The organism is Rhodococcus kronopolitis, from assembly GCF_042654025.1.
In the GTDB taxonomy this organism is placed as follows: Bacteria; Actinomycetota; Actinomycetes; order Mycobacteriales; family Mycobacteriaceae; genus Rhodococcus_G; species Rhodococcus_G kronopolitis.
The window spans coordinates 232,965-256,557 of sequence record NZ_JBHSFO010000001.1 but is presented as its reverse complement, the minus strand read 5'-3'; the positions used below and the strand labels follow the sequence as shown (position 1 = coordinate 256,557).

23 protein-coding genes are annotated in these 23,593 nt (G+C 70.8%); 22 read left to right on the top strand and 1 reads right to left on the bottom strand.

Translation table 11 applies throughout. The annotated features are described in order from the left end of the window. The first annotated feature begins 125 nt into the window (after nt 1-125). The 8 genes from ACFO6S_RS01105 (at nt 126) to mutM (ending at nt 8,009) form a co-directional block, all read left to right on the top strand. On the top strand, nt 126-3,533 hold the full coding sequence (locus ACFO6S_RS01105; RefSeq protein ID WP_378413329.1) for a pyruvate carboxylase: 3,408 nt from the start codon (nt 126-128) through the stop codon (nt 3,531-3,533). Beyond that, nucleotides 3,530-4,093, top strand: a complete 564-nt coding sequence (gene rsmD, locus ACFO6S_RS01100) for a 16S rRNA (guanine(966)-N(2))-methyltransferase RsmD (RefSeq protein ID WP_378413327.1) — start codon at nt 3,530-3,532, stop codon at nt 4,091-4,093. The genes ACFO6S_RS01105 and rsmD overlap by 4 nt, the downstream gene beginning before the upstream one ends. Continuing rightward, entirely contained in the window at nt 4,090-4,581 is a 492-nt protein-coding gene (gene coaD, locus ACFO6S_RS01095) for a pantetheine-phosphate adenylyltransferase (RefSeq protein WP_378413325.1), read from the top strand. Before rsmD ends, coaD begins: the two co-directional genes overlap by 4 nt. A 122-nt stretch (nt 4,582-4,703) precedes the next feature. After that, entirely contained in the window at nt 4,704-5,468 is a 765-nt protein-coding gene (locus ACFO6S_RS01090) for a DivIVA domain-containing protein (protein ID WP_378413323.1), read from the top strand. A gap of 150 nt (nt 5,469-5,618) precedes the next feature. After that, a complete protein-coding gene (locus ACFO6S_RS01085) occupies nt 5,619-6,185 on the top strand; it encodes a YceD family protein (RefSeq protein ID WP_378414039.1) in 567 nt (188 codons plus the stop codon). A 2-nt stretch (nt 6,186-6,187) separates the two neighbouring features. After that, nucleotides 6,188-6,370, top strand: a complete 183-nt coding sequence (gene rpmF, locus ACFO6S_RS01080) for a 50S ribosomal protein L32 (RefSeq protein WP_378413321.1) — start codon at nt 6,188-6,190, stop codon at nt 6,368-6,370. Nucleotides 6,371-6,377: 7 nt separating this feature from the next. Then, complete coding sequence (gene rnc / locus ACFO6S_RS01075; RefSeq protein ID WP_378413319.1) at nt 6,378-7,142, top strand: ribonuclease III; 765 nt, start codon at nt 6,378-6,380, stop codon at nt 7,140-7,142. Nucleotides 7,143-7,148: 6 nt separating this feature from the next. Continuing rightward, nucleotides 7,149-8,009, top strand: coding sequence for a bifunctional DNA-formamidopyrimidine glycosylase/DNA-(apurinic or apyrimidinic site) lyase (mutM, locus tag ACFO6S_RS01070; protein ID WP_378413317.1), 861 nt, complete (start codon nt 7,149-7,151; stop codon nt 8,007-8,009). Here mutM and pdxR read toward each other — a convergent pair whose 3' ends face one another. Then, nucleotides 8,010-9,470: a MocR-like pyridoxine biosynthesis transcription factor PdxR gene (gene pdxR, locus ACFO6S_RS01065; protein WP_378413315.1), complete on the bottom strand. Its 1,461-nt coding sequence runs from the start codon at nt 9,468-9,470 to the stop codon at nt 8,010-8,012. Nucleotides 9,471-9,547: 77 nt separating this feature from the next. On the opposite strand from pdxR, the gene ACFO6S_RS01060 reads away from it, so the two are divergent. From ACFO6S_RS01060 to ACFO6S_RS00995, 14 genes are all read left to right on the top strand, one after another. Then, the gene (locus tag ACFO6S_RS01060) at nt 9,548-10,201 is read left to right on the top strand and encodes a pyridoxamine 5'-phosphate oxidase family protein (protein WP_378413313.1); all 654 of its coding nucleotides are present in this window, start codon (nt 9,548-9,550) and stop codon (nt 10,199-10,201) included. A 133-nt stretch (nt 10,202-10,334) separates the two neighbouring features. Further along, entirely contained in the window at nt 10,335-10,457 is a 123-nt protein-coding gene (locus tag ACFO6S_RS01055) for a hypothetical protein (RefSeq protein WP_378413311.1), read from the top strand. Then, on the top strand, nt 10,454-10,552 hold the full coding sequence (gene kdpF, locus ACFO6S_RS01050) for a K(+)-transporting ATPase subunit F (protein WP_378413309.1): 99 nt from the start codon (nt 10,454-10,456) through the stop codon (nt 10,550-10,552). The genes ACFO6S_RS01055 and kdpF overlap by 4 nt, the downstream gene beginning before the upstream one ends. A gap of 3 nt (nt 10,553-10,555) precedes the next feature. Further along, nucleotides 10,556-12,256 (top strand): potassium-transporting ATPase subunit KdpA, encoded by a 1,701-nt coding sequence (kdpA, locus tag ACFO6S_RS01045; protein ID WP_378413306.1) that lies wholly within the window; start codon nt 10,556-10,558, stop codon nt 12,254-12,256. Next, nucleotides 12,253-14,400, top strand: coding sequence for a potassium-transporting ATPase subunit KdpB (gene kdpB / locus ACFO6S_RS01040; protein ID WP_378413303.1), 2,148 nt, complete (start codon nt 12,253-12,255; stop codon nt 14,398-14,400). Before kdpA ends, kdpB begins: the two co-directional genes overlap by 4 nt. 6 nt (nt 14,401-14,406) lie before the next feature. Further along, nucleotides 14,407-15,057, top strand: coding sequence for a potassium-transporting ATPase subunit C (locus ACFO6S_RS01035; RefSeq protein ID WP_378413301.1), 651 nt, complete (start codon nt 14,407-14,409; stop codon nt 15,055-15,057). Nucleotides 15,058-15,064: 7 nt separating this feature from the next. Further along, complete coding sequence (locus ACFO6S_RS01030; protein WP_378413299.1) at nt 15,065-17,590, top strand: DUF4118 domain-containing protein; 2,526 nt, start codon at nt 15,065-15,067, stop codon at nt 17,588-17,590. After that, nucleotides 17,587-18,267, top strand: coding sequence for a response regulator (locus tag ACFO6S_RS01025; RefSeq protein ID WP_378413297.1), 681 nt, complete (start codon nt 17,587-17,589; stop codon nt 18,265-18,267). The genes ACFO6S_RS01030 and ACFO6S_RS01025 overlap by 4 nt, the downstream gene beginning before the upstream one ends. 125 nt (nt 18,268-18,392) lie before the next feature. Next, entirely contained in the window at nt 18,393-19,835 is a 1,443-nt protein-coding gene (locus ACFO6S_RS01020; RefSeq protein WP_378413295.1) for an alanine/glycine:cation symporter family protein, read from the top strand. A 27-nt stretch (nt 19,836-19,862) separates the two neighbouring features. Continuing rightward, the gene (locus ACFO6S_RS01015; RefSeq protein WP_378413293.1) at nt 19,863-20,303 is read left to right on the top strand and encodes an OsmC family protein; all 441 of its coding nucleotides are present in this window, start codon (nt 19,863-19,865) and stop codon (nt 20,301-20,303) included. Nucleotides 20,304-20,315: 12 nt separating this feature from the next. Continuing rightward, a complete protein-coding gene (locus ACFO6S_RS01010) occupies nt 20,316-21,482 on the top strand; it encodes an SMP-30/gluconolactonase/LRE family protein (protein ID WP_378413291.1) in 1,167 nt (388 codons plus the stop codon). Nucleotide 21,483: 1 nt separating this feature from the next. Then, the gene (locus tag ACFO6S_RS01005) at nt 21,484-21,759 is read left to right on the top strand and encodes an acylphosphatase (protein WP_378413289.1); all 276 of its coding nucleotides are present in this window, start codon (nt 21,484-21,486) and stop codon (nt 21,757-21,759) included. Between the two features lie 121 nt (nt 21,760-21,880). Next, entirely contained in the window at nt 21,881-22,390 is a 510-nt protein-coding gene (locus ACFO6S_RS01000; RefSeq protein ID WP_378414037.1) for a hypothetical protein, read from the top strand. 1 nt (nt 22,391) lies between these two features. After that, nucleotides 22,392-23,558, top strand: a complete 1,167-nt coding sequence (locus ACFO6S_RS00995) for a glutathionylspermidine synthase family protein (RefSeq protein WP_378413287.1) — start codon at nt 22,392-22,394, stop codon at nt 23,556-23,558. The last annotated feature ends 35 nt before the right edge of the window (nt 23,559-23,593 follow it).

The following is a 23,593-nucleotide window of genomic DNA, read 5'->3' as shown; positions in this document are numbered from 1 at the left end:
AATGGAGGTGTGAGGGAGTGGCCGGTAGCGTACGTGACCGATACAGGTGGCCCGATGCTCGGGACGTTCCCGAATACTGGGACTTCGTCCGGTCAACCCCGCGAACGCAAGGGTAATTTTCAGCGATGTTCTCAAAAGTCTTGGTTGCCAATCGCGGCGAGATCGCGATCCGCGCCTTCCGTGCGAGCTACGAACTCGGCGCGGGCACTGTGGCGGTATTTCCCTACGAGGACCGCAACTCGGTCCATCGTCTGAAGGCGGACGAGAGCTACCAGATCGGGGAGCCTGGTCACCCGGTCCGCGCGTACCTCTCCATCGACGAGATCGTCGCCGCCGCGAAGCGCGCCGGTGCCGACGCCATCTACCCCGGCTACGGCTTCCTGTCCGAGAACCCGGACCTCGCCGCCGCCTGCGCCGCGGAGGGCATCACCTTCGTCGGTCCGTCCGCCGAGGTGCTCGAGCTGACCGGCAACAAGGCGCGTGCCATCGCCGCGGCCAAGGCCGCGGGGCTGCCGGTGCTCGCGTCCTCGGAGCCGTCCGCCGACGTGGACGAGTTGATGGCCGCGGCGGAGACCATGCAGTTCCCGCTGTTCGTCAAGGCCGTCGCAGGCGGCGGCGGTCGCGGCATGCGCCGGGTCGCCGAGTTCGCCCAGCTGCGTGAGTCGATCGAGGCGGCCGCCCGCGAGGCGGAGTCCGCCTTCGGTGACGCCACCGTGTTCCTCGAGCAGGCCGTGATCGACCCGCGGCACATCGAGGTGCAGATCCTCGCCGACGGCCAGGGCAACGTGATCCACCTGTTCGAGCGCGACTGCTCGGTGCAGCGCCGCCACCAGAAGGTCATCGAGCTCGCACCGGCGCCCAACCTGTCGCCGGAGCTGCGGGAGAAGATGTGCGCCGACGCGGTCGCGTTCGCGAAGCAGATCAACTACTCCTGTGCGGGCACCGTCGAGTTCCTCCTCGACACCCGCGGCAACCACGTCTTCATCGAGATGAACCCGCGAATCCAGGTCGAGCACACCGTCACCGAGGAGGTGACGGATGTGGACCTGGTGCAGGCCCAGCTGCGGATCGCCGCCGGCGAGTCCCTGGAGGATCTCGGGCTGCGTCAGGAGTCGATCACCCTGCGCGGTGCGGCGCTGCAGCTGCGGATCACCACCGAGGACCCGGCCAACGGGTTCCGTCCCGACACCGGCCGGATCACCGCGTACCGGACGCCGGGCGGCGCGGGCGTCCGCCTGGACGGCGGCGCGAACCTGGGCGCCGAGGTCGGGGCCTACTTCGACTCGATGCTGGTCAAGCTCACCTGCCGCGGGCGGGACCTGCCGTCGGCCGTGGCGCGGGCGCGCCGGGCGGTCACGGAGTTCCGGATCCGCGGCGTCTCCACCAACATCCCGTTCCTGCAGGCCGTACTCGACGACCCGGACTTCCGGGCCGGCCGGGTCACCACCTCGTTCATCGAGGAGCGCCCGCAGCTGCTGACCTCGCGGGTGTCCGCGGACCGCGGCACCAAGATCCTCCGGTACCTCGCCGACGTGACGGTGAACAAGCCGCACGGCGAGCGGCCCACCACGGTGTACGCGCGGGACAAGCTGCCCGCGATCGACCTGTCCACCCCGCCGCCCGCCGGCTCCAAGCAGCGCCTGACGGCGCTCGGACCCGAGGGCTTCGCGGCCGCGCTGCGGGCCCAGGACGCCCTGGCCGTCACCGACACCACGTTCCGCGACGCGCACCAGTCGCTGCTGGCCACCCGGGTCCGCACCGGCGGCCTGCTCGACGTCGCCGGACACGTCGCGCGGATGACCCCGGAACTGCTCTCGGTGGAGGCCTGGGGCGGCGCGACCTACGACGTGGCGCTGCGGTTCCTGCACGAGGACCCGTGGGCGCGCCTCGCCGCGCTGCGCGAGGCGATGCCGAACATCTGCCTGCAGATGCTGCTGCGTGGACGCAACACCGTCGGCTACACCCCGTACCCGGAGACCGTCACCCGCGCCTTCGTCCGGGAGGCCACCGCCACCGGCGTCGACATCTTCCGGATCTTCGACGCGCTCAACAACGTCGACCAGATGCGGCCCGCGATCGACGCCGTCCGGGAGACGGGTACCGCGGTCGCGGAGGTGGCGCTGAGCTACACCGGGGACCTGTCGAACCCGAACGAGGACCTCTACACCCTCGACTACTACCTCAAGCTGGCCGAGCAGATCGTCGAGGCGGGCGCGCACGTGCTGGCCATCAAGGACATGGCCGGACTGCTGCGCGCGCCCGCGGCGGCGACGCTGGTCACGGCGCTGCGCAGCAACTTCGACCTGCCCGTGCACGTGCACACGCACGACACCCCGGGCGGCCAGCTGGCCACCTACCTGGCGGCCTGGCAGGCGGGCGCCGACGCCGTGGACGGGGCCAGCGCGGCGATGGCGGGCACCACCAGCCAGCCGTCGCTGTCGGCGATCGTCGCGGCCGCGGCCCACACGCCGCGGGACACCGGACTGGACCTGCAGGCCGTGTGCGACCTCGAGCCGTACTGGGAGGCGCTGCGAAAGGTGTACGCGCCGTTCGAGTCCGGGCTGCCGTCCCCCACGGGGCGGGTCTACACCCACGAGATCCCGGGCGGTCAGCTCTCGAACCTGCGCCAGCAGGCGATCGCGCTCGGCCTCGGCGACCAGTTCGAGGAGGTCGAGTCCAAGTACGCGGCCGCAGACCGGATGCTGGGCCGGCTGGTCAAGGTCACCCCGTCCTCGAAGGTCGTCGGCGACCTGGCGCTGCACCTGGTCGGCTCCGGCGTCTCGACCGAGGAGTTCGCGCAGGACCCGGCGAAGTTCGACATCCCCGACTCGGTGATCGGCTTCCTGCGCGGCGAGCTCGGCCAGCCGGCAGGCGGGTGGCCGGAGCCGTTCCGCACCAAGGCGCTCGACGGCCGCGGCAGCGCGAAGCCGGAGACCGAGCTGACCGCCGCCGACCGGGCCGGTCTCGACGGCACCTCGGAGGAGCGCCGCGGCACCCTGAACCGGCTGCTGTTCCCCGGACCGACGAAGGAGTTCCTCGAGCACCGGGAGAAGTTCGGCGACACCATGCGGCTGTCGGCGAACCAGTTCTTCTACGGCCTGCGCCGTGGCGAGGAGCACCGGGTCGAGCTGGCCCCGGGCGTGGAGCTGCTGATCGGCCTGGAGGCGATCTCCGAGCCCGACGAGCGCGGCATGCGCACCGTGATGTGCATCCTCAACGGGCAGCTGCGTCCGGTGCTGGTGCGCGACCGGTCGATCGCCAGCGAGGTGCCGGCCGCGGAGAAGGCGGACCGCACCAACCCCGCACACGTGGCCGCGCCGTTCGCGGGAGCGGTGACGCTCGTCGTCACCGAGGGCCAGCACGTGTCGGCGGGTGACACGATCGCGACGATCGAGGCGATGAAGATGGAGGCCGCCATCACCGCGCCCCGCGGCGGATCGGTCACCCGGTTGGCCGTCGCGCCGGTGGCGCAGGTCGAGGGTGGCGACCTTCTCGCAGTGGTCACCATCGGTGGGGAGGACGATTCCCAGTGACCCGGATCGTCGCCGGTGTCGCGGGCGGGCGCCGTCTCAAGGTGCCCGCCCAGGGCACCCGGCCGACGTCGGAGCGGGTACGCGAGGCGTTGTTCAGCTCGCTGTCCGCGCGGATCGACCTCGACGGCGCCAGCGTCCTCGACCTGTACGCCGGGTCGGGGGCGCTGGGCCTCGAGGCGCTCTCGCGCGGCGCCGAGCACGTGATGATGGTGGACGCGAGCGCGAAGGCCGCCGCCGTGGTGCGGGAGAACGTGGCGGTGCTGGGGCTGGCCGGGGCCGTGGTGCGCACCGCGCCTGCGGCCGCGGTGGTCGCAGGCGCCGCCGACCGTGAGTACGACGTGGTGTTCCTCGACCCGCCGTACGCGGTCTCGGAGGACGAGGTCGCCGCGGTGCTCGGCGCCCTCGTGCCCGGCGGGTGGGTCGGGGAGGGCTCGCTGGTGGTGTTCGAGCGCGCCGTCCGGGCCCCGGAGACGGTGTGGCCGACCGGATTCGAGACCGGCAAGGTGCGCAAGTACGGCGACACCCGCGTCGAGATCGCCTGTTACGGTCTGCAGTCATGAGCAGTGCGGTCTGCCCCGGTTCCTTCGATCCCGTCACCAACGGTCACCTGGATGTGATCGGCCGTGTCGCGGTGCAATTCGACGAGGTCATCGTCACGGTGATGATCAACAAGAACAAGCAGGGCATGTTCAGCGTCGAGGAGCGGCTCGAGATGATGCGGGAGGCCACCGCGCACCTGCCGAACGTTCGCGTGGACTCCTGGCACGGGCTGTTGGTGGACTACGCGAAGGCCAACGGCGCCGGCGCGATCGTCAAGGGTCTGCGTGGCGCCAACGACTTCGACTACGAGCTGCAGATGGCGCAGATGAACCACAAGCTGACGGGCGTCGACACGCTCTTCATCGCGACCAACCCCGTCTACAGCTACCTGTCCAGTTCGCTGGTCAAGGAGGTCGCGGCGTTCGGCGGCGACGTTGCCGACATGCTGCCGGCGAAGGTGCACCAGCGCCTGATGGCGCGACTGGAAGAGCGCGCCGCACAGCAGTAGGTTGGGCGACACTCGGGCGTGGCGTCGCGCCTGCGGGCGTGGCTGCGGCACACTGGGAGTCGACACACTGAGTCGACACACGTGGGTAACGACGCTGTCGCCGTCGAGAATTGGGGTTTGGCGTGTACCGGGTATTCGAGGCGCTCGACGAACTCGTCGCGATCGTGGAAGAGGCGCGCGGCGTACCGATGACGGCCGGCTGTGTGGTCCCGCGCGGTGACATGCTCGAACTCCTCGACGACGTGCGTGACGCGATCCCCGGGGAACTCGACGACGCCCAGGACGTGCTCGACCACCGCGACAAGCTGGTGGGCGACGCCCGCACCCACGCCGAGCAGGCCGTCTCGTCGGCCGACGCGGAGGCCGCCGCCACCCTGTCCGACGCCCGCTCCGAGGCGGACCGCATCCTCGCCGACGCCAAGGACAAGGCCGACCGGATGGTCGCCGAGGCGCAGGCGCATGCCGAGCAACTCGTCGGCGACGCCCGCGAGGACGCGGACCGGGCCGTCGCGGACGGGCAGCACGAGTACGACAGCCTGACCTCACGGGCCGCCGCGGAGGCGGAGCGGATGGTCGAGTCCGGCCGCGCCTCGCAGGAGCGCTCCGTCGCGGACGGCCTGGCCGAGCAGGAGCGCCTGGTCGCGCAGACCGAGGTGGTCCAGGCCGCGCACGCCGAGTCCGCCCGGCTCGTCGACGCCGCGCACGCCGAGTCCGACCGGCTCCGGGGCGACTGCGACCTGTACGTGGACACCAAGCTGGCCGAGTTCGAGGAGTTCCTCACCGGGACCGTCCGCTCGGTGGGCCGCGGCCGTCAGCAGCTGCGCACCGGCAACGGCGTGCCGACCTACGACGAACCCGAAGAGCGCAGGTCCGACCGCCGCCGGTAGCCTCGGACCGCCCGAAGCGCCCGATTTCCCCTGCGGGCGCCCCGTCGCGTACCGTGGAGTGGTTGCCCGTCCCGATTGGTTAGACGACGAAAGAGTATTTGCGTGTCCTCCCACAAGTCCGGCCTGCCCCGTCTGCACGACGGCGGCTTCGTGTTGGATGTCCGCTCCCTCGGCCGTCGGCCGGGGTCGATGCTGCCGCTGACCCGCTCGGTGACCACCGAGTCCCGGATCGGACTCGACCTCGTCGCGGTTCCGGTCGGCGCGGTGGTGGAGATGGACCTGCGGCTCGAGGCCGTCTCCGAGGGTGTACTGGTCACCGGAACCGTCCAGGCGGCAACCGAGGGCGAGTGCTCGCGGTGCCTGGAGCCCTTCACGGGCACTCTCGACGTCTACCTGACCGAACTGTTCGCCTACCCGGACAGTGACACGGAGGAGACGACGGACGAGGAAGAGGTCTACCGGGTCGTCGACGACCTGGTGGACGTGGAGCCGGCGATCATCAACGCCGCCGGAATCGAACTTCCGCTGCAGCCATTGTGCAGCGAAGACTGCCAGGGCCTGTGCTCCGAGTGTGGGGTACGCCTGGCGATTGCAGAATCAGGGCATGGGCATGAGATACTGGATCCTCGCTGGGCTGCCCTCGCGGGAAAAGTCGAAGCTGATGCAGCATCCCAGTCCAGCAAGAGTCGAGTGAACACCGAAGCCGAGGAGAAGTAGAAGTGGCTGTCCCCAAGCGCAGAATGTCGCGGTCCAACACCCGGTCGCGTCGCAGCCAGTGGAAGGCCACCGTGCCTGCCCTCATCACGTGCGCCAACCGCGGCTGCGGTGAGAAGACGCTGCCGCACATCGCGTGCCCGGCCTGCGGCACTTACAAGGGTCGCCAGGTCACCGCTGCGGTCTAGTCGCGCAGTGACGAGTAGTACGAGCAAAATTGCTCCCGCCGGCGGCGGGGAGGGAAACCATGCTTCCCTCCTCGCCGCTCTTGGCGTTGTCCTCGAGGAACCGCTGCTGACGCTGTCGCTGACGCACCGCTCGTACGCGTACGAGAACGGTGGGTTGCCGACCAACGAGCGGCTCGAGTTCCTCGGCGACTCGGTGTTGGGTCTGACCATCACCGAGAAGCTCTATGTCTCCCACCCGGAGAAGTCCGAGGGAGAGCTGGCCAAGATCCGCGCCAGCATCGTGAACATGCATGCCCTCGCGGAGGTCGCGCGGGAGCTGGGCTCCGGTGGCCTCGGCGCGCACCTGCTGCTCGGCAAGGGCGAGGAGATGACCGGCGGGCGCGACAAGCCGAGCATCCTCGCGGACGGCATGGAGTCCCTCCTCGGTGCCGTGCACCTGCAGGAGGGCATCGACGTCGCGCGCACCGTCGTGCTGTCGCTGTTCGCGGGTCTGCTCGAGCGGGCCCCGAAGCTCGGCGCCGGGCTTGACTGGAAGACCAGCCTCCAGGAGATCACCGCCGAGCGCGGCCACGGTGTCCCGGTCTACGAGATCAGCGCAACCGGACCCGACCACGACAAGGAATTCACCGCCACCGTGATGATCGCGGGTACGGCGATGGGTGTCGGGGTGGGCCGGTCGAAGAAGGAAGCCGAGCAGAAGGCTGCCGCACTCGCCTGGCAGGCGCTCTCCGACGTCGTGCCCGAGGTCGGCGGCACGGCCACCGCCGAGTAGCTCGGCGTGCCGGAACTGCCCGAGGTCGAGGTGGTCCGACGCGGCCTCGACGCGCATGTCGTCGGGTCCCGCATCGAGGCCGTCGAGGTCCTGCACCCCCGTGCGGTGCGGCGCCACCTGCCCGGTGGCGCGGACCTCGCCGCCCAGCTCGCGGGCCTGTCGGTCACGGGCGTCAATCGGCGCGGCAAGTACCTGTGGCTCGAACTCGCGCCCGGCGACCTGGCCGTCGTGGTGCACCTGGGCATGAGCGGCCAGATGCTGGTGCAGGAGCCGTCGGTGCCCCGCGAGAAGCACCTGCGCATCCTGGCCGAGCTCGACAGCGGCTCGCAGCTGCGGTTCGTGGACCAGCGCACCTTCGGCGGCTGGGCGTTGGCCTCGATCGTCGAGGTGGACGGGACCGCGCTGCCCGAGCCGGTGGCGCACATCGCGCGCGACCCGCTGGACCCGCTGTTCGACACCGAGGCGGTGGTCGAGGCGATCCGGGGCCGTGGCTCGGAGATCAAGCGGGTGATCCTGGACCAGACGGTGCTCTCCGGCGTCGGCAACATCTACGCCGACGAGGCGCTGTGGCGCAGCCGGATTCACGGCAACAGGCCTGCGGACCGGTTGACCCGTCCGCAGCTGCGGCTGCTGCTGGCCTCGGTCACCGAGGTCATGGAGTCCGCGCTCGCGCAGGGTGGCACCTCGTTCGACGCGCTGTACGTCAACGTCAACGGCGAGTCCGGGTACTTCGACCGGTCGCTGTCCGCCTACGGCCGCGAGGACCGTCCCTGCCCACGCTGCGGTGCCCCGATCCGCCGGGAGAAGTTCATGAACCGGTCCTCGTACAGCTGCCCGAAGTGTCAGCCGCGGCCGCGAGGCCGGTAGTCACCCGCGCCGGTTCCGGTCGAGGTGCCGGCCGACCACCTCGGTGATCGCCCCGGCGACGGCGTCGGCCTGGGTCTCGGGCAGCCGCGCGTAGCCGAGCATCAGGCCGCGCGGGCCCTCGTCGTCGGAGCGGTATCGACCCAGTCCGATCACCGCGATGCCCCGGGTGCCGAGGTCGGTGGCGACGGCGGCGTCGTCGGTGCCGTCCGGCAGCTGCAGCACCACGTGCAGCCCGGCCTCGATGCCCGACAGCTCGACCCCCGGCCGGTCCGTCAGGGCGGGGCGGCTCCGGAGCGCGCCGACCAGGGCTGACCGCCGCGCCGAGTAGGTGCGTGAGGCCCGGGCGAGGTGCCGGGTCAGCGCGCCGGACTCGATGAACCGGGCCAGTGCGAGTCCGGTGACGCCGCAGCAGTTCTCGCCGGTGCGGCGCAACGCCTCGTGGACCCGCCCGAGCAGGGCGGGCGGCGGGAGCAACCAGGCCAGCCGGATCGAGGGCGAGAGGATCTTCGACGCGGTGCCGAGGTAGGCGACGTGCTCGCGTCCGCCCTCGATGCTGCGCAGGGCGGGCAGTGCGGACACGTCGTAGCGGAACTCGCCGTCGTAGTCGTCCTCGATGATCAGCGTGCCTGCGGCGGCCGCCCGCGCCACCAGCTCGGCGCGACGGGTGACGGGCATCCGGGCACCGAGCGGATACTGGTGTGCCGGAGTGCAGTACACCGCCGCATCGGTAGCGCGGAGCAACGCCGGATCGAGGCCGTCGGCGTCGACCGCGATCGACCGCGGGTGGGCCCCCGACAGCTCGAGTGTCCGCCGCGCGCTGCCGTAACCCGGCTCCTCGAAGGCGACGTCCCGTCCGGCCAGGTTCGCGGCCGCGGCGAGAGTACGCAGTGCGGAGTCCACACCGGGGACGAGGACCAGTTCGTCCGGGTGCGCGAGGATTCCGCGGGTGCGACGCAGGTGCACGGCCAGGGCGCGGCGCAGCTCGGGGTGGCCGGACGGGCCCGGCGCGCGGACCTGGATCGGTGCCGCCGCGGCCGCGCGCCAGGCGCGCCGCCAGTCGTCGGGGGAGACGAGGTCGGTGTCCGGCGAGCCCGGGGTGAGGTCCCAGGTCGGGGCAGGCGGTGCCGGCGCGGTGTCGGCTACCGGTGGCGGGCCCTCCGACACGTGGGAACCGGCGCCCGCCGCCGCGGCGGCGTCGGCGCCGGGGGCGATACGGGTTCCGGATCCCGGCCGCGCACAGGCATATCCGGCCGCGCACAGTTCGTCGTACGCCTCGACCACGCCCGCCCGGGCCACGCCCAGCTCGGCGGCGAGCGCCCTCGTCGGCGGCAGGGCGTCGCCGGGATGCAGCCGGCCGAGCCGGATCGCGTCGACGATCGCCTCGGAGATGCGGTGCCGCAGGGCGGTTCCGGTGGGCGGCAGCGTCAGCGTCAGTTGGACGTCGCGGGAATGGCGGGCCATGGCGCGACAATACTGGTCTGTCTCAAATGGCAATTCTGGACCTGTCGGACGAGCCAGAATCGGCCGAGGCTGGCGACGTGGACAAAATCAACAGGCACCCCGAACGCTCGATGCTCGACCGGACCCAGCTCGACGACGTGCTCGACGCCGCGGCCGTCGGGACCCTCGCCACCGTCGTCGACGGCATGCCCTGGGCGGTCCCGATGCTCTACGCCCGGGTCGGCGACCGGATCATCCTGCACGGGTCCACCGGTGCCGGGGCGCTGCGCCAGGTCGCCGCTGGCGCGCCCGCCGCGCTCTGCGTGGCGATGCTCGACGGGATCGTGGTGGCGGACAGCCTCTTCGACACCTCGGCCAACTACCGGTCCGCCGTGGTGCGCGGGCACCTGACCGTGCTCACCCGGGAGGAGTCCGCCGCCGCGCTGGACGCGCTCTCGGACGCGCTGATCCCGGGGCGCAGCGCAGAGGTGCGCGGCCACACCGGCAAGGAGCTCGCGGCCACGCTGACCATCGCGCTGCCCATCGTCGCGGGCGGGTGGACCGTCAAGGTGCGCAACGCCCCGCCGAGCGCACCCGGCGCAGACGAGGGCGCGTGGGCGGGTGTGGTGCCGCTGCGGGCCGTGCCCGGCACACCGGTCCCCGCGCCCTGGGTCGATCCGCACACCCCGGTGCCCGAGTCGGTGCGGAGGCTCGCCCAGGGGCGTTCGGTCGCCGGTTTCGCACGCGCGTAAAGAACCCGTCAACAGCCCAGGTGAGGGCGTCAGTGACCCGTAAGGAAGCCCCGTTCGGGGCTTCCCCGGGAGCACTGTTCACTGTGGCCCGCCGACGGACGGCGGCAGTGAACTGTGTCGAAGAGGATGCGTGATGGCTGATCTGGCCTACGTGGTACTGATCATCGGTGGCTTCAGCGCGTGCGCGCTGGTGCTGCGCGGACTGCAGGGCAGCGCCCTGAAGGGCGCCGGTCTCAAGAGCCGGGCGGACCGGTGACCGCCGCCGGAACCGTCAGCGTGGTGCTGGTCGTTCTCGCCGCCGCGCTCGTGGTCTACCTGCTCGTCGCACTTCTCGATCCCGAGAGGTTCTGACACATGAATCCCGCACTCGCGGCGGGGCTGCAGATCGCGCTGGTGCTCGCAGTACTGGCGATCCTGTACGTCCCCGTCGGTGACTACATGGCGAAGGTCTACACGACCGACACCGACCTGCGTTCCGGGGACCTGCGGGTCGAGACGGTGCTCTACCGCCTCTGCCGCATCAACGCCCGCACCGAGCAGACCTGGTACGGCTACGCCGCCAGCCTGCTCGGCTTCTCCGCCGCAGGCGTCGCGTTCCTCTATCTGCTCCAACGCATCCAGGGGGTGCTCCCGCTCGGCGGCGAACTGTCCGGGGTGAGACCCTCCGTCGCGTTCAACACCGCCGTCTCGTTCGTCACCAACACCAACTGGCAGTCGTACACGCCCGAGACCACGATGAGCCACCTCACCCAGGCGCTCGGCCTCGCCGTGCAGAACTTCGTCTCCGCGGCCGTCGGGATGGCCGTCGCGGTCGCACTGATCCGCGGCTTCGTGCGGGTCTCCCGCGGCGGTGAGATCGGCAACTTCTGGGTGGACCTCACCCGCGGCACGCTGCGGATCCTGCTGCCGTTCGCGTTCGTCATCGCGCTGATCCTGTTGAGCCAGGGCGTGATCCAGTCGTTCCACGGCGGCTTCTCCTCGACGGGTCTCGACGGCAGCTCGGTCACCAACGCCCTCGCCCCGGTGGCCTCGCAGGAGGCGATCAAGGAGCTCGGCACCAACGGCGGCGGCATCCTCGCGGCCAACTCGGCGCATCCGTTCGAGAACCCGACACCGCTGTCGAACGTCGTGCAGATCATCGCGATCCTGCTGATCCCGGTCGCGTTGACCCGCACCTTCGGCACCATGGTCGGCAACCGCAAGCAGGGCCTGACCGTGCTCGCGGTGATGGGAATCCTGTGGGGCTCGCTCCTGGCCGTCACCCTCGCCGCCGAGTCGGGTCAGCGCGGCATCGCCGCCAACGCGGCCGGCGCCATGATGGAGGGCAAGGAGGTCCGGTTCGGGATCCCCGGGTCCGTACTGTTCGCGGTGAGCACCACCGGTACCTCGACGGGCGCCGTGAACGCGGCCCACGACAGCTTCTCGCCGCTCGGCGGCGGGGCCCTGATCCTGAACATGCTGCTCGGCGAGATCGCGCCCGGCGGCGTCGGGACCGGCCTCTACGGCATCCTCGTCCTCGCGGTGGTCGCGGTGTTCGTCGGCGGGCTGCTGGTCGGGCGGACTCCGGAGTTCCTCGGCAAGAAGCTCGGCAAGCGGGAGATCACCCTGGCCGCCCTGTCGGTGCTGGTGATGCCGGCGCTGGTGCTGATCGGCACCGGAATCACCGTCATCCTCTCCTCGACAACCGGATTCCTCGGCAACAGCGGCCCGACGGGCAGCCCGGGGTCCATCCACGGCTTCAGTGAGGTGCTCTACGCCTACGCCTCGGCCTCGAACAACAACGGCAGCGCCTTCGGCGGGCTGACCGTCACCAGCGACTGGTTCCAGGCCTCACTCGGCCTCTGCATGCTCTTCGGCCGGTTCCTGCCGATCATCTTCGTGCTGGCACTCGCCGGATCCCTGGCGTCGCAGAAGAAGTCGACCCCCGGCGCCGGCACCCTGCCGACCGCAGGCCCGATGTTCGCCGGACTGCTCACCGGCACCGCGGTTCTCGTCGCGGCGCTGACCTTCTTCCCGGCCCTGGCGCTGGGCCCGATCGCGGAGGCACTGCAATGAGTGCGCACACCACCCTCGCCGACCCGCCCGACGCGGTCGCCGCACCCGACCCGGTCGACGACCAGGGGCACGGCCCGAGGCCGGTCAAGGCCGGAATCTTCAGTCCCACGCAGCTGTGGACCGCCCTGCCGGGCGCCTGCCGCAAGCTCACCCCACGCCACCAGGCCCGCAACCCGGTGATGTTCGTCGTGTTCGTCGGATCGGTGGTCACCACCGTGATGGCGGCGCTCGATCCGTCGCTGTTCGCGTGGCTGGTCGCGGCCTGGCTCTGGTTCACCGTGCTGTTCGCGAACCTCGCAGAGTCGGTGGCCGAGGGCCGCGGCAAGGCGCAGGCGGCCAGCCTGCGGAAGGTCAAGCAGGACACCGTCGCCCATCGGATCACCGACAGCGGGGCGGTCGAGTCGGTACCCGGGACCGAACTGGTCGTCGGCGACCGCGTGGTGGTGGTGGCAGGCGAGGTGATCCCCGGCGACGGCGACGTCGTCGAGGGCATCGCGACCGTGGACGAGTCCGCGATCACCGGCGAGTCCGCGCCGGTGGTCCGGGAGTCCGGCGGCGACCGGTGTGCCGTCACCGGCGGCACCATCGTGCTCTCCGACCGGATCGTCGTCCAGGTCACCGCCGCGCCCGGGCACTCGTTCGTGGACCGGATGATCGCCCTCGTCGAGGGCGCCTCCCGGCAGAAGACGCCGAACGAGATCGCCCTGAACATCCTGCTCGCGTCGTTGACCGTGATCTTCCTGCTGGCCGTGGTGGCGGTGGGCCCGATGGGGCTCTACGCCGGCCAGGAGCAGGACCCGGTCAAGCTGATCGCGTTGCTGGTCTGCCTGATCCCGACCACGATCGGCGCGCTGCTCTCCGCGATCGGCATCGCCGGTATGGACCGGCTGGTGCAGCGCAACGTGCTCGCGATGTCCGGCCGGGCGGTCGAGGCAGCGGGCGACATCGACACCCTGTTGATGGACAAGACCGGCACCATCACCTTCGGCAACCGGCAGGCGACCGCGCTGCACCCGGCGCCGGGAGTGAGCGCGGCCGAGCTGGCCGCCGCGGCCCGGCTCTCCAGCCTCGCCGACGGCACCCCCGAGGGCCGCAGCATCGTCGAACTGTGTGCCCGCGACTTCGGCCTCGCCGCCGAGCCGAGCGAGGCCGAGAAGGCCGCCGAGTTCGTGCCGTTCACCGCGCAGACCCGGATGAGCGGCCTGGACGTGCCGGGCGAGCGCAGCGACGGGGGATCGCTGACTGCGGGCGAGCGGATTCGCAAGGGCGCCACCGACTCGGTGCTCGCCTGGGTCCGGGTCGCCGGCGGCGTGGCAGACCCGGCCGTCGGCGCCGCGGTCGACGAGATCGCCCAGGCCGGCGGCACCCCGCTGGTGGTGGCGGTCGACGGTCGGGACGGCGCCCGGGTGCTCGGCGTCATCGCGCTCTCCGACGTGGTCAAGCCGGGCATTGCCGAACGGTTCGCCGAGCTGCGCGCGATGGGCATCCGCACGGTGATGATCACCGGCGACAACCCGTTGACCGCCAAGGCGATCGCGGCCGAGGCCGGCGTCGACGACTTCATGGCGGAGGCCACCCCGGAGGACAAGCTCGAGCTGATCCGCAAGGAACAGGCGGGTGGTCGACTGGTCGCGATGACCGGGGACGGCACCAACGACGCCCCCGCGCTGGCGCAGGCGGACGTCGGCGTCGCGATGAACACCGGGACCTCGGCCGCGAAGGAGGCCGGCAACATGGTGGACCTGGACTCCGACCCCACCAAGCTGATCGAGGTGGTGGAGATCGGCAAGCAGTTGCTGATCACCCGTGGTGCGCTGACCACCTTCTCGCTGGCCAACGACCTGGCCAAGTACTTCGCGATCCTGCCCGCGCTGTTCAGCGGGATCTACCCGCAGCTCGACGCCCTGAACATCATGCGGCTGGCGACACCGCAGTCGGCGATCGTGTCCGCGGTGATCTTCAACGCCCTGGTGATCGTCGCGCTGATCCCGTTGGCGCTCAAGGGCGTCCGGTACCGGCCGTCCACGGCGTCGGCGCTGCTGGGACGAAACCTGTTGATCTACGGACTGGGCGGGATCGTCACGCCGTTCGTCGGCATCTGGCTGATCGACCTCGTCGTTCGACTTATCCCCGGGATTGGGTGAGATGTAATGCGATTCACTATCGGAATGTTCCGGCAGGTATGGGCCGGGCTGCTGGTGCTGCTGGCGCTCACCGCGTTCGTCGGTGTGCTGTACCCGGCGGCGGTGTGGGGCATCGGCCGGCTCGGCGCGGGTTCCGCGGAGGGCTCGGCGCTGCGCGACTCCAACGGCTGCGTCGTCGGCAGCGCCCTGGTGGGGGTTGACCCGCAGGTGCCCGCCGGCGCCTCGGACCCGTTCTTCCACAACCGGGTGACCGGTTCGGTGGCCGACGAGGACGCCTTCGCTCCCGGCAACCCGGCGGCGGCACTGCCGATCAACCAGGGCCCGAGCTCGGAGCTGTTGGCGTCGTTCGTCGACCAGCGTCGCGCGGCGATCGCCGCCCGCGAGTCGGTGCCGCCGTCGTCCGTCCCGGTCGACGCGGTGACGGGCTCCGGCTCCGGGATCGACCCGGACATCAGCCCGGAGTACGCGCAGCTGCAGGTGCGCCGGGTGGCGGAGGTCAACGCGATGTCCGACGACGCGGTCCGCCTGCTCGTCGACGAGCACACCGAGGGCCGTCAGTTCGGGGTGCTGGGGTCGCCGCGGGTCAACGTCCTCGAGTTGAACCTCGCGCTCGGCCTGACGGCACCTGCGTGCGGCGGGTCACCGGCGGGTGGATGATGGCCGGGTGAGTGGTACCGAGCGCGGCGGCGAACACGGGCGCGGGGAACTGCGCATCTATCTGGGCGCTGCGCCCGGCGTGGGCAAGACCTTCGCGATGCTGGGCGAGGCGCACCGGCGCCGGGAACGGGGTACGGACGTGGTCGCGGCCGTGGTGGAGACCCACGGCCGCGCCCGCACCGCCGCCCAGCTCGGGGATCTCGAGGTGATCGCCCCGCTGCTCCTCGACTACCGGGGTACCACGGCGGCCGAGCTCGACGTGGATGCGGTGCTGCGGCGAAGGCCGGCCCTGGTGCTCGTGGACGAGCTGGCGCACACCAACACTCCGGGCAGTCGCAACGAGAAGCGTTGGCAGGACGTCGAACAGCTGCTCGCCGCCGGCATCGACGTGCTGACCACGCTGAACGTCCAGCACCTCGAGAGCCTCAACGACGTGGTGGAGCAGATCACCGGGGTGGTCCAGCAGGAGACGGTGCCCGACGAGCTGGTGCGCGCGGCCACCCAGGTCGAGCTCGTCGACATCACGCCGGAGGCGCTGCGCCGCAGGCTTTCCCACGGCAACATCTACGCCGCCGAGAAGGTCGACGCGGCACTGAGCAACTACTTCCGCCGCGGCAACCTCACCGCACTGCGCGAGTTGGCACTGCTGTGGGTGGCCGACCAGGTCGACGCGGCCCTGGCGAAGTACCGGGCCGAGAACGAGATCACCGACACCTGGGAGGCCAGGGAGCGGGTGGTCGTGGCGGTCACCGGTGGCCCCGAATCGGAGACACTGGTGCGGCGCGCCGGCCGGATCGCGTCGCGGTCGAGTGCGGAGCTGATCGTGGTGCACGTGGTGCGCGGCGACGGTCTCACCGGTGTGTCCGCGCCGGAGATGGGGAAGGTGCGCAAGCTCGCCGCGAGCATCGGCGCGAGCCTGCACAGCGTGGTCGGGGACGACGTCCCCTCGACGCTGCTCGAGTTCGCCCGGGCGTCCAACGCGACCCAGTTGGTCCTCGGGACGTCGAGGCGCTCGCGGTGGGCGCGGATCCTCGACGAGGGCATCGGCGCGGCCGTCGTGCAGCAGTCGGGCTCGATCGACGTGCACATGGTCACCCACGGGGAGGCGAGCAGGCACCGTAGGTGGCTGCCGACCGGTTCGCCGCCGCGCCGGCTGCTCTCGTGGATCGCGGCGGTGCTGGTGCCGTCCGTGGCGGCGCTGATCATGTGGCTGATCAACAGCAGATACGAGGTCGGCGGGGAGAGCGCGCTCTTCTTCATCGTGGTGCTGGTCGTCGCGTTGCTCGGCGGTGTGGCGCCGGCCGTGCTGTCCGCGCTGATCTCGGGCCTGCTGCTCAACTACTTCTTCACCCCGCCGGTGCGCAGCTTCACCATCGCCGAGCCGGACAACTTCATCACCACGGTCGTCCTCCTGGTGGTCGCGGTCGCGGTCGCGGTGCTCGTCGACGCGGCGGCGGAACGGGCGCGGGAGGCGCGCCGCGCCTCGCAGGAAGCGGAGCTGCTGGCCCTGTTCGCCGGCTCGGTGCTGCGTGGGGCGGACCTGCAGACCCTGCTGGAGAAGGTGCGCGAGACGTTCGGGCAGCGGTCGGTGAGCATGATCCGCCGCGGGGCAGGCGTGGTGAGCTCGGTCGGCGACGCGCCGCCGCCGTCGGTGGCGGACGCGGACACCGTCTGCGAGGTGAACGACGGCGAGTACGCCCTGGCGCTGCGTGGGGACGGGCTGCACGCCCGCGACCGGCGGGTGCTGCTCGCGGTGGCCAACCAGGCGGTCGGGTTGATCCGGCAGCGTGAGCTGGCCGAGGAGGCCAGTCAGGCCCAGGCGCTGGCCGAGGCGGACCGGCTGCGGCGCTCGCTGCTCTCCGCGGTCAGCCACGACCTGCGGACCCCGCTGGCCGCGGTCAAGGCCGCGGTGTCGAGCCTGCGCAGCGACGACGTGGAGTTCTCGCCCGAGGACACTGCCGAACTGCTGGCCACGGTGGAGGAGTCGACGGACCAGCTGACCAACCTGGTCGGCAACCTGCTCGACTCGTCACGGCTGGCGGCGGGGGTGGTCCGGCCGACGCTGCGGCCGGTGTACCTCGAGGAGGTGGTGCACCGGGCGCTGGTCGGCGTTGGCGTCGGGATCCCGGGGTTCGGGCGGGCGGGTCGCGACCGGGTGCAGGTCGACGTCGGCCCGAACGCGGTGCTGGCCGACAGCGGCCTGCTCGAACGAGTGCTGGCGAACCTGGTGGACAACGCGCTGCGGTACGCGCCGGACGGTGCGGTCCGGATCGCCGCGGCACCGGTCCGGGACCGGGTGCTCATCACGGTCGCGGACACCGGACCGGGCGTCGCCCGGGGTGCGGAGGACCAGATCTTCGACTCCTTCCAGCGGCTCGGCGACCGGGACATGTCCACCGGGGTGGGACTGGGGCTCGCGGTGGTACGCGGCTTCACCGAGGCGATGGGCGGCACGGTCAGTGCAACCGACACCCCGGGCGGCGGGTTGACGATGGTGGTGGACTTGGCAGGAATCGGGAAGGTGGCTTTGTGACAAGGGTGCTGGTGATCGACGACGAGCCGCAGATCCTGCGGGCGCTGCGGATCAACCTGACGGTGCGGGGCTACGAGGTGGTCACCGCCGCGACCGGTGCCGCGGCGCTGCGGGCCGCCGCGGAGCGCCACCCGGACGTGATCGTCCTCGACCTTGGGCTGCCGGACCTGGACGGGATCGAGGTACTGGCGGGCCTGCGCGGCTGGTCCACGGCGCCGGTCATCGTGCTGTCCGCACGGACCGACTCCGCGGACAAGGTGGCCGCGTTGGACGCGGGCGCTGACGATTACGTCACCAAACCGTTCGGGATGGACGAGTTCCTGGCCCGGTTGCGGGCGGCGGTGCGTCGGAACTCCACGGCCGCCAACGCGGGCGAGCCGGTGGTGGTGACCGACACCTTCACCGTCGACCTGGTGGCGAAGAAGGTGACCAGGGACGGTGCCGAGGTCCACCTGACGCCGACCGAGTGGGGGATGCTCGAGATGCTGGTGCGGAACAAGGGAAAGCTGGTGGGGCAGAAGGAGTTGCTGCGCGAGGTGTGGGGCCCGTCATACGCGACCGAGACCCACTACCTGCGCGTCTACCTGGCGCAGTTGCGACGCAAGCTCGAGGTCGATCCGTCCCGGCCGCGGCACCTGATCACCGAGGTCGGGATGGGGTACCGGTTCCAGCAGTAGTCGCCGCCCCGGGCCGCCCCTCCGGGCGCGACACGGACATTTCGGGTATTTGCGGCAGGCCGTGTCGGTAGTCGATGATCCTCGCTGGCACGAGGCCCTACTTCCCGACCCCGGAGGATTCGACCATGGACAGGGCTACCGAGCTCGTCACCGAAGTCAACGACAAGTTCTGGTACCTGATCATCGCGCTGCTGGTCGTCCTGGGCCTGTACTTCTCGTGGCGAACCCGCTTCGTCCAGGTCCGGATGTTCCGGGAGATGCTCCGCGTCATCACCGACAAGCCCGACGACCTTCCCGACGGCAATCCGGGCATCTCGGCCTTCCGGGCGTTCTCGATCTCCGCGGCGTCGCGGGTCGGCACCGGAAACATCGCGGGCGTCGCCATCGCGATCAGCATCGGCGGTCCCGGCGCGGTCTTCTGGATGTGGATGATGGCGATCATCGGCGGCGCCACCTCGTTCGTCGAGTCCACCCTCGGTCAGCTCTACAAGGTGCCGGACAAGGACAGCTTCCGCGGCGGGCCGGCCTACTACATGCAGTACGGGCTGGGGCGGCGCTGGATGGGCGTCCTGTTCGCGGTGATCATCACCGTCACCTACGGCTTCGTCTTCGTCGCGGTGCAGTCCAACTCCATCGCCGACGCGGTCAGCACGTCCGTGGGTGGGCACGAGGACACCGTCAAGATGGCGGTCGGCATCGTCGTCGCCCTGCTGACGGCCGCGGTGATCTTCGGCGGCGTGCGCCGGATTTCGTCGGTCTCGCAGGTGGTGGTGCCCTTCGTCGCCGGCGCCTACCTGCTGCTCGGCCTCGTCGTGGTGGTGCTCAACATCACCGCGGTGCCCGAGATGTTCGTCACGATCGTGCAGAGCGCGTTCGGCCTCAACGAGGTGGTCGGCGGCGGCATCGGCGTCGCGATCATGCAGGGCATCCGGCGCGGACTGTTCTCCAACGAGGCAGGCATGGGCTCGGCGCCCAACGCGGGCGCGACGGCCTCGGTCACCCACCCGGTCAAGCAGGGCCTGGTGCAGAGCCTCGGCGTCTACTTCGACACCCTGCTGGTGTGCACCGTGACGGCCTTCGTCATCCTGCTCGCGGACCCGGACCTCAGCGCCGCCACGGGTGCCTCGCTCACCCAGATCGCGCTCGCCGAGCACCTGGGCACCTGGACGATCCACTTCCTGACGATCGCGATCTTCTTCCTCGCCTTCACCTCGGTGATCGGCAACTACTACTACGGCGAGTCCAACATCGGCTTCCTCACGCCGTCGACGCGGGCGCTCAACGTCTTCCGGGCGCTCGTGGTTGTCTGCGCGTTCGCCGGCGCCATCGGGTCGCTGCCGTTGATCTGGAGCCTCGCGGACCTGTCGATGGGTGTGATGGCGACGGTCAACCTGATCGCGATCGCGCCGCTGTCGGTGCTGGTGTTCCGGTTGATGCGGCACTACACGGACCAGCGCAGGCAGGGGCTGGAGCCCGTGTTCAACCGGTCGGACATGCCGGACCTGCGGGGCGTGCAGTCCTGGGGCGACACCCCCTCGTACCCCGAGCGCCAGGGCGCCGACGCGTGAGCGAAACGGGGTGGCAGGATTGCCGGCATGGCTGAACAGACTCCCGACACCACCGCCGGAACCGAACTCTGGGTCGAGCGCACCGGCACCCGGCGCTACACCGGGCGCAGCTCCCGCGGCGCCGAGGTGCTGATCGGCGCGGAATCGGTCGACGGCGTGTTCACCCCCGGTGAGCTGCTCAAGATCGCCCTCGCCGCGTGCACCGGGATGAGCTCGGACACCCCGCTCGCCCGACGGCTGGGGGAGAACTACGACGCCACCGTGCGGGTCTCCGGCGCCGCCGACCGGGAGAACGAGGTGTACCCGCGCCTGGACGAAGTTCTCGAGGTGGATCTGAGCGAACTCGACGCCGATGCGCAGGAGCGGTTGCTCACCGTCGTCCTCAAGTCCGTGGACAAGGTGTGCACCGTCGGAAGGACCCTGAAAACCGGTACCGTCGTGAATCTTTCGGTGGAGACCGATTCGTGATCAAATAGCGCCATGATTCTGTCCCGCGTTGCGATGGTCGGCGCCGTGGTCGCCGGCGCGATGGTCGGTGCCCCGCTCGCCGGTGCCCAGCCGGTGCCCGCCCCTCCTGCCCCCGGCGTTCCGGCCCCCGTGCCGGCACCCACCGTTCCCGCTGCGGCCCAACCGTCTTCGGTTGCGCCCGTGCCCTCGACGAACCCGGCGCCCGCAGGCGCGCCCGCGCCCACCTCGGTGTCGGCGCCCGCGCCGGTCGGTGCGCCCGCACCCACGACGGCATCGGTTCCCGCCACGGTCGCGCCCGCGGCGACGACGACCCCCGCCGCCACCACGGGCCGCGCGCCCGCCCCGGCGGCCTGCGTGCCGTGGACGGTGAGTGAGGTGGCCTCCGGATTCGGGATGCTCGAGAACCTGGCCTTCGACGGCCGCGGCAACGTCCTGCTCTCGGAGGGCGCGCCCAGCGGCGGGGGAGCCGTGCGCACCCTGACGGCCACGGGTGAGCGCGGCGACCTGGTCGAGGACGTGAACAGCCCCGGCGGCATGGTCGTCGACGGGTCGCGGGTGATCTTCACCACCGGCAACAACGCGATGTCGGGCCTGATGAACGCCACCAACGGCACCGTCGAGTCGGTGGACCTGGACACGGGCGAACGGACCACCCTCGTGGAGGGACTGACCATGCCCAACGGCCTGGCCCAGCTCGCCGACGGTGACCTGCTCACCACCACCGCGCTCGGCGACCGCGTCGGCATCACCCGGATCCCGGCCGGCGGTGGCGATTTCGAGCGGCTGTCCGTCGACCTCGGCAGCGTCAACGGCATCGCGGCGACCGCGGACGGCAAGGTCGTGGTGGACACGTCCTTCGACGCCGACGGTGCGGTGCACGTCCTCGACGCCGCCGACCTGAGCGCGGCGACGCAGTCGGTGCCGCTGCCCGGTGACGGCCGCACCAACATCGCCGACGACCTGGCCGTCGACGAGAGCGGCAACGTCTACGTCGCGCTCAACGGCGGCGGCAAGGTGGTCCGCGTCGACCCGGTCAGCGGGGACCGCTGCGACATCGCCACCGGGCTGACGATGGTGTCCTCGGTGCGCTTCGGGTCGGGAACCGGTTGGGATTCGACGGCGTTGTACGCCACCAGCTTTGACGGCAGCGTCCACAAGCTGACGCCGCCGACCAGCTGACGTGACGGAAGTCCGCCTGACCGCCTGGGTTCACGGGGAGGTGCAAGGCGTCGGCTTCCGGTGGTGGACCCGGTCCAGGGCGCTCGAACTCGGCCTGGTCGGTCATGCCACCAATCGCCCGGACAAGCGCGTCCTGGTGATCGCCGAGGGTCCGCGTCCGCAGTGCGAGCGACTGCTCGAACTGCTCCGCTCCGGGGCGACCCCGGGCCGGGTGAGCCTGGTGGTCGAGAGTTGGTCCGGCGCGGCGGGCGGACTCGTCGGGTTCGTCGAACGCTAGGGTCATCGCGATGACGTCACACGGTGGGGAGGGCTCAGTGGGACCCGACGGAGAAAACCCGGACAGTGCGGACGGGACGGATGCGGACGCTCCGGGCTCGGCCGTGCCGGGGGCCGGCCGGATCCGTCGCCAGGAGCCGGGCTCGACCCGGCCGCGGCCGCCGACGGTGGGGGAGTCCCGCGCCCGGGACAAGGCGCGCCGGGAGCGCGAGGAGCTCGAGATCCAGGCCGCCGAGACCGCGGCCCGGGAGGAACAGCGCAGGCGCACCCGTCGCAAGGCCATGATCGGTGGCGCCGCGGTGGTCGGCGTGGTCGGTCTGGTCGCCCTCGGTTACACCGTGCTGTCCTCGGAGTCGGAGTCGGTCACCGCGACCTGCGTGGACGAGCAGGGGGTCGCGGTTCCCGACGACGTCTGCTCCAGCGCCGGATCGCCGAACTCGATGGGCATGTTCATCGTCGCCGGCTCCTCGTACCGGTACTACTACGGCGGCTCGAACACCACGGTCGGGCAGAAGCCGGTCGGTGGCAGCACCGTCAAACCACAGGGAGTCACCGTCAAGACCAAGTCCGGTACCACGATTCAACGCGGCGGCTTCGGCAGCAAGGTCTCCGGCACCAGCGGCGGGAGCTGACGTGCGCAGGCGTCGTGGAACCCCCCGGCCGGGTTGGCGGGAGACCGTGGTCGGGCAGGGGCTGGTCTACGGAACCCCGGCCCGGATGGCCGACGGCTCGGACCGACCGTACTGGGACGAGTCCGTGCACTACGAGTTCGAGATGGACGAGATCCTCTCGCTCGAGGCGGATGTCGAACTGCTGCACTCGATGTGCCTGAACGCCGTCGAGCACGTGATCCTCACCGAGCGGTACCAGGAGTTCGGGCTGCCCGAGTGGTCGTGGGGACCGATCGCCGAGTCCTGGCGGCGCGGTGACCCGCACGTGTACGGACGGTTCGACCTGCGATACGACGGGCGTCGACCGGCCAAGCTGCTCGAGTACAACGCGGACACCCCGACGACCCTGCTCGAGGCCTCCATCCTGCAGTGGCACTGGCTCACCGACGCCCACCCCGGGGACGACCAGTGGAATTCGCTGCACGAGAAGCTGGTCGAGCGGTGGGGTGAGATCAAGTCCGGGTTGCCCAGCACCGAGATGCACTTCGCATGGTCCTCCGCGGATGCCAGCGGCGAGGACAACGTCACCGTCGCCTACATGCAGGAGTGTGCGGCGGAGGCCGGCCTCGACACCGTGGCCCTGGCGATCGAGGAGATCGGCTTCGACCCGGACCTGCACCGCTTCGTCGACCTCGAGGAGGCGCCGATCTCCACGCTGTTCAAGCTCTACCCATGGGAGTGGGTGCTCGACGACGACTTCGGCAAGCGCGCAGTCGAACTCATGCCCGAGACCATGTGGATCGAGCCACTGTGGAAGACGCTGCTGAGCAACAAGGCGATCCTCGCGGTGCTGTGGGGGATGTACCCCGGGCACCCGAACCTGTTGCCCGCCTACCTCGACGACCCGCACGAACTGACCGAGTACGTGCGCAAGCCGAAGCTCGGCCGCGAGGGCGCCAACGTGTCCATCGTCGGTGCGGGCATGGACACCAGCACCGGCGGCATCTACGGCGAAGAGGGCTTCGTCTACCAGATGCTCGACCCGCTACCGGAATTCGACGGCATGCGGCCGGCGCTCGGCGCCTGGATCGTCGGCGACGAGGCGGCCGGACTCGGCATCCGGGAGACTTCGGGACTGGTCACCGACGACGGGGCGGCCTTCGTGCCGCACCGGATCCCGCAGCAGTGAACGCACTCTCACCGAACCTCATCGAACGGAGCACG

Coding starts and splice junctions, on each gene's coding strand:
- ACFO6S_RS01015 (WP_378413293.1), top strand. CDS start 19,863: ATGGCTGAACAGACTCCCGACACCACCGCCGGAACCGAACTCTGGGTC.
- pdxR (WP_378413315.1), bottom strand. CDS start 9,470: ATGGCCCGCCATTCCCGCGACGTCCAACTGACGCTGACGCTGCCGCCC.
- ACFO6S_RS01035 (WP_378413301.1), top strand. CDS start 14,407: ATGCGATTCACTATCGGAATGTTCCGGCAGGTATGGGCCGGGCTGCTG.
- ACFO6S_RS01020 (WP_378413295.1), top strand. CDS start 18,393: ATGGACAGGGCTACCGAGCTCGTCACCGAAGTCAACGACAAGTTCTGG.
- kdpB (WP_378413303.1), top strand. CDS start 12,253: ATGAGTGCGCACACCACCCTCGCCGACCCGCCCGACGCGGTCGCCGCA.
- coaD (WP_378413325.1), top strand. CDS start 4,090: ATGAGCAGTGCGGTCTGCCCCGGTTCCTTCGATCCCGTCACCAACGGT.
- ACFO6S_RS01010 (WP_378413291.1), top strand. CDS start 20,316: ATGATTCTGTCCCGCGTTGCGATGGTCGGCGCCGTGGTCGCCGGCGCG.
- ACFO6S_RS01105 (WP_378413329.1), top strand. CDS start 126: ATGTTCTCAAAAGTCTTGGTTGCCAATCGCGGCGAGATCGCGATCCGC.
- ACFO6S_RS01055 (WP_378413311.1), top strand. CDS start 10,335: ATGGCTGATCTGGCCTACGTGGTACTGATCATCGGTGGCTTCAGCGCG.
- kdpA (WP_378413306.1), top strand. CDS start 10,556: ATGAATCCCGCACTCGCGGCGGGGCTGCAGATCGCGCTGGTGCTCGCA.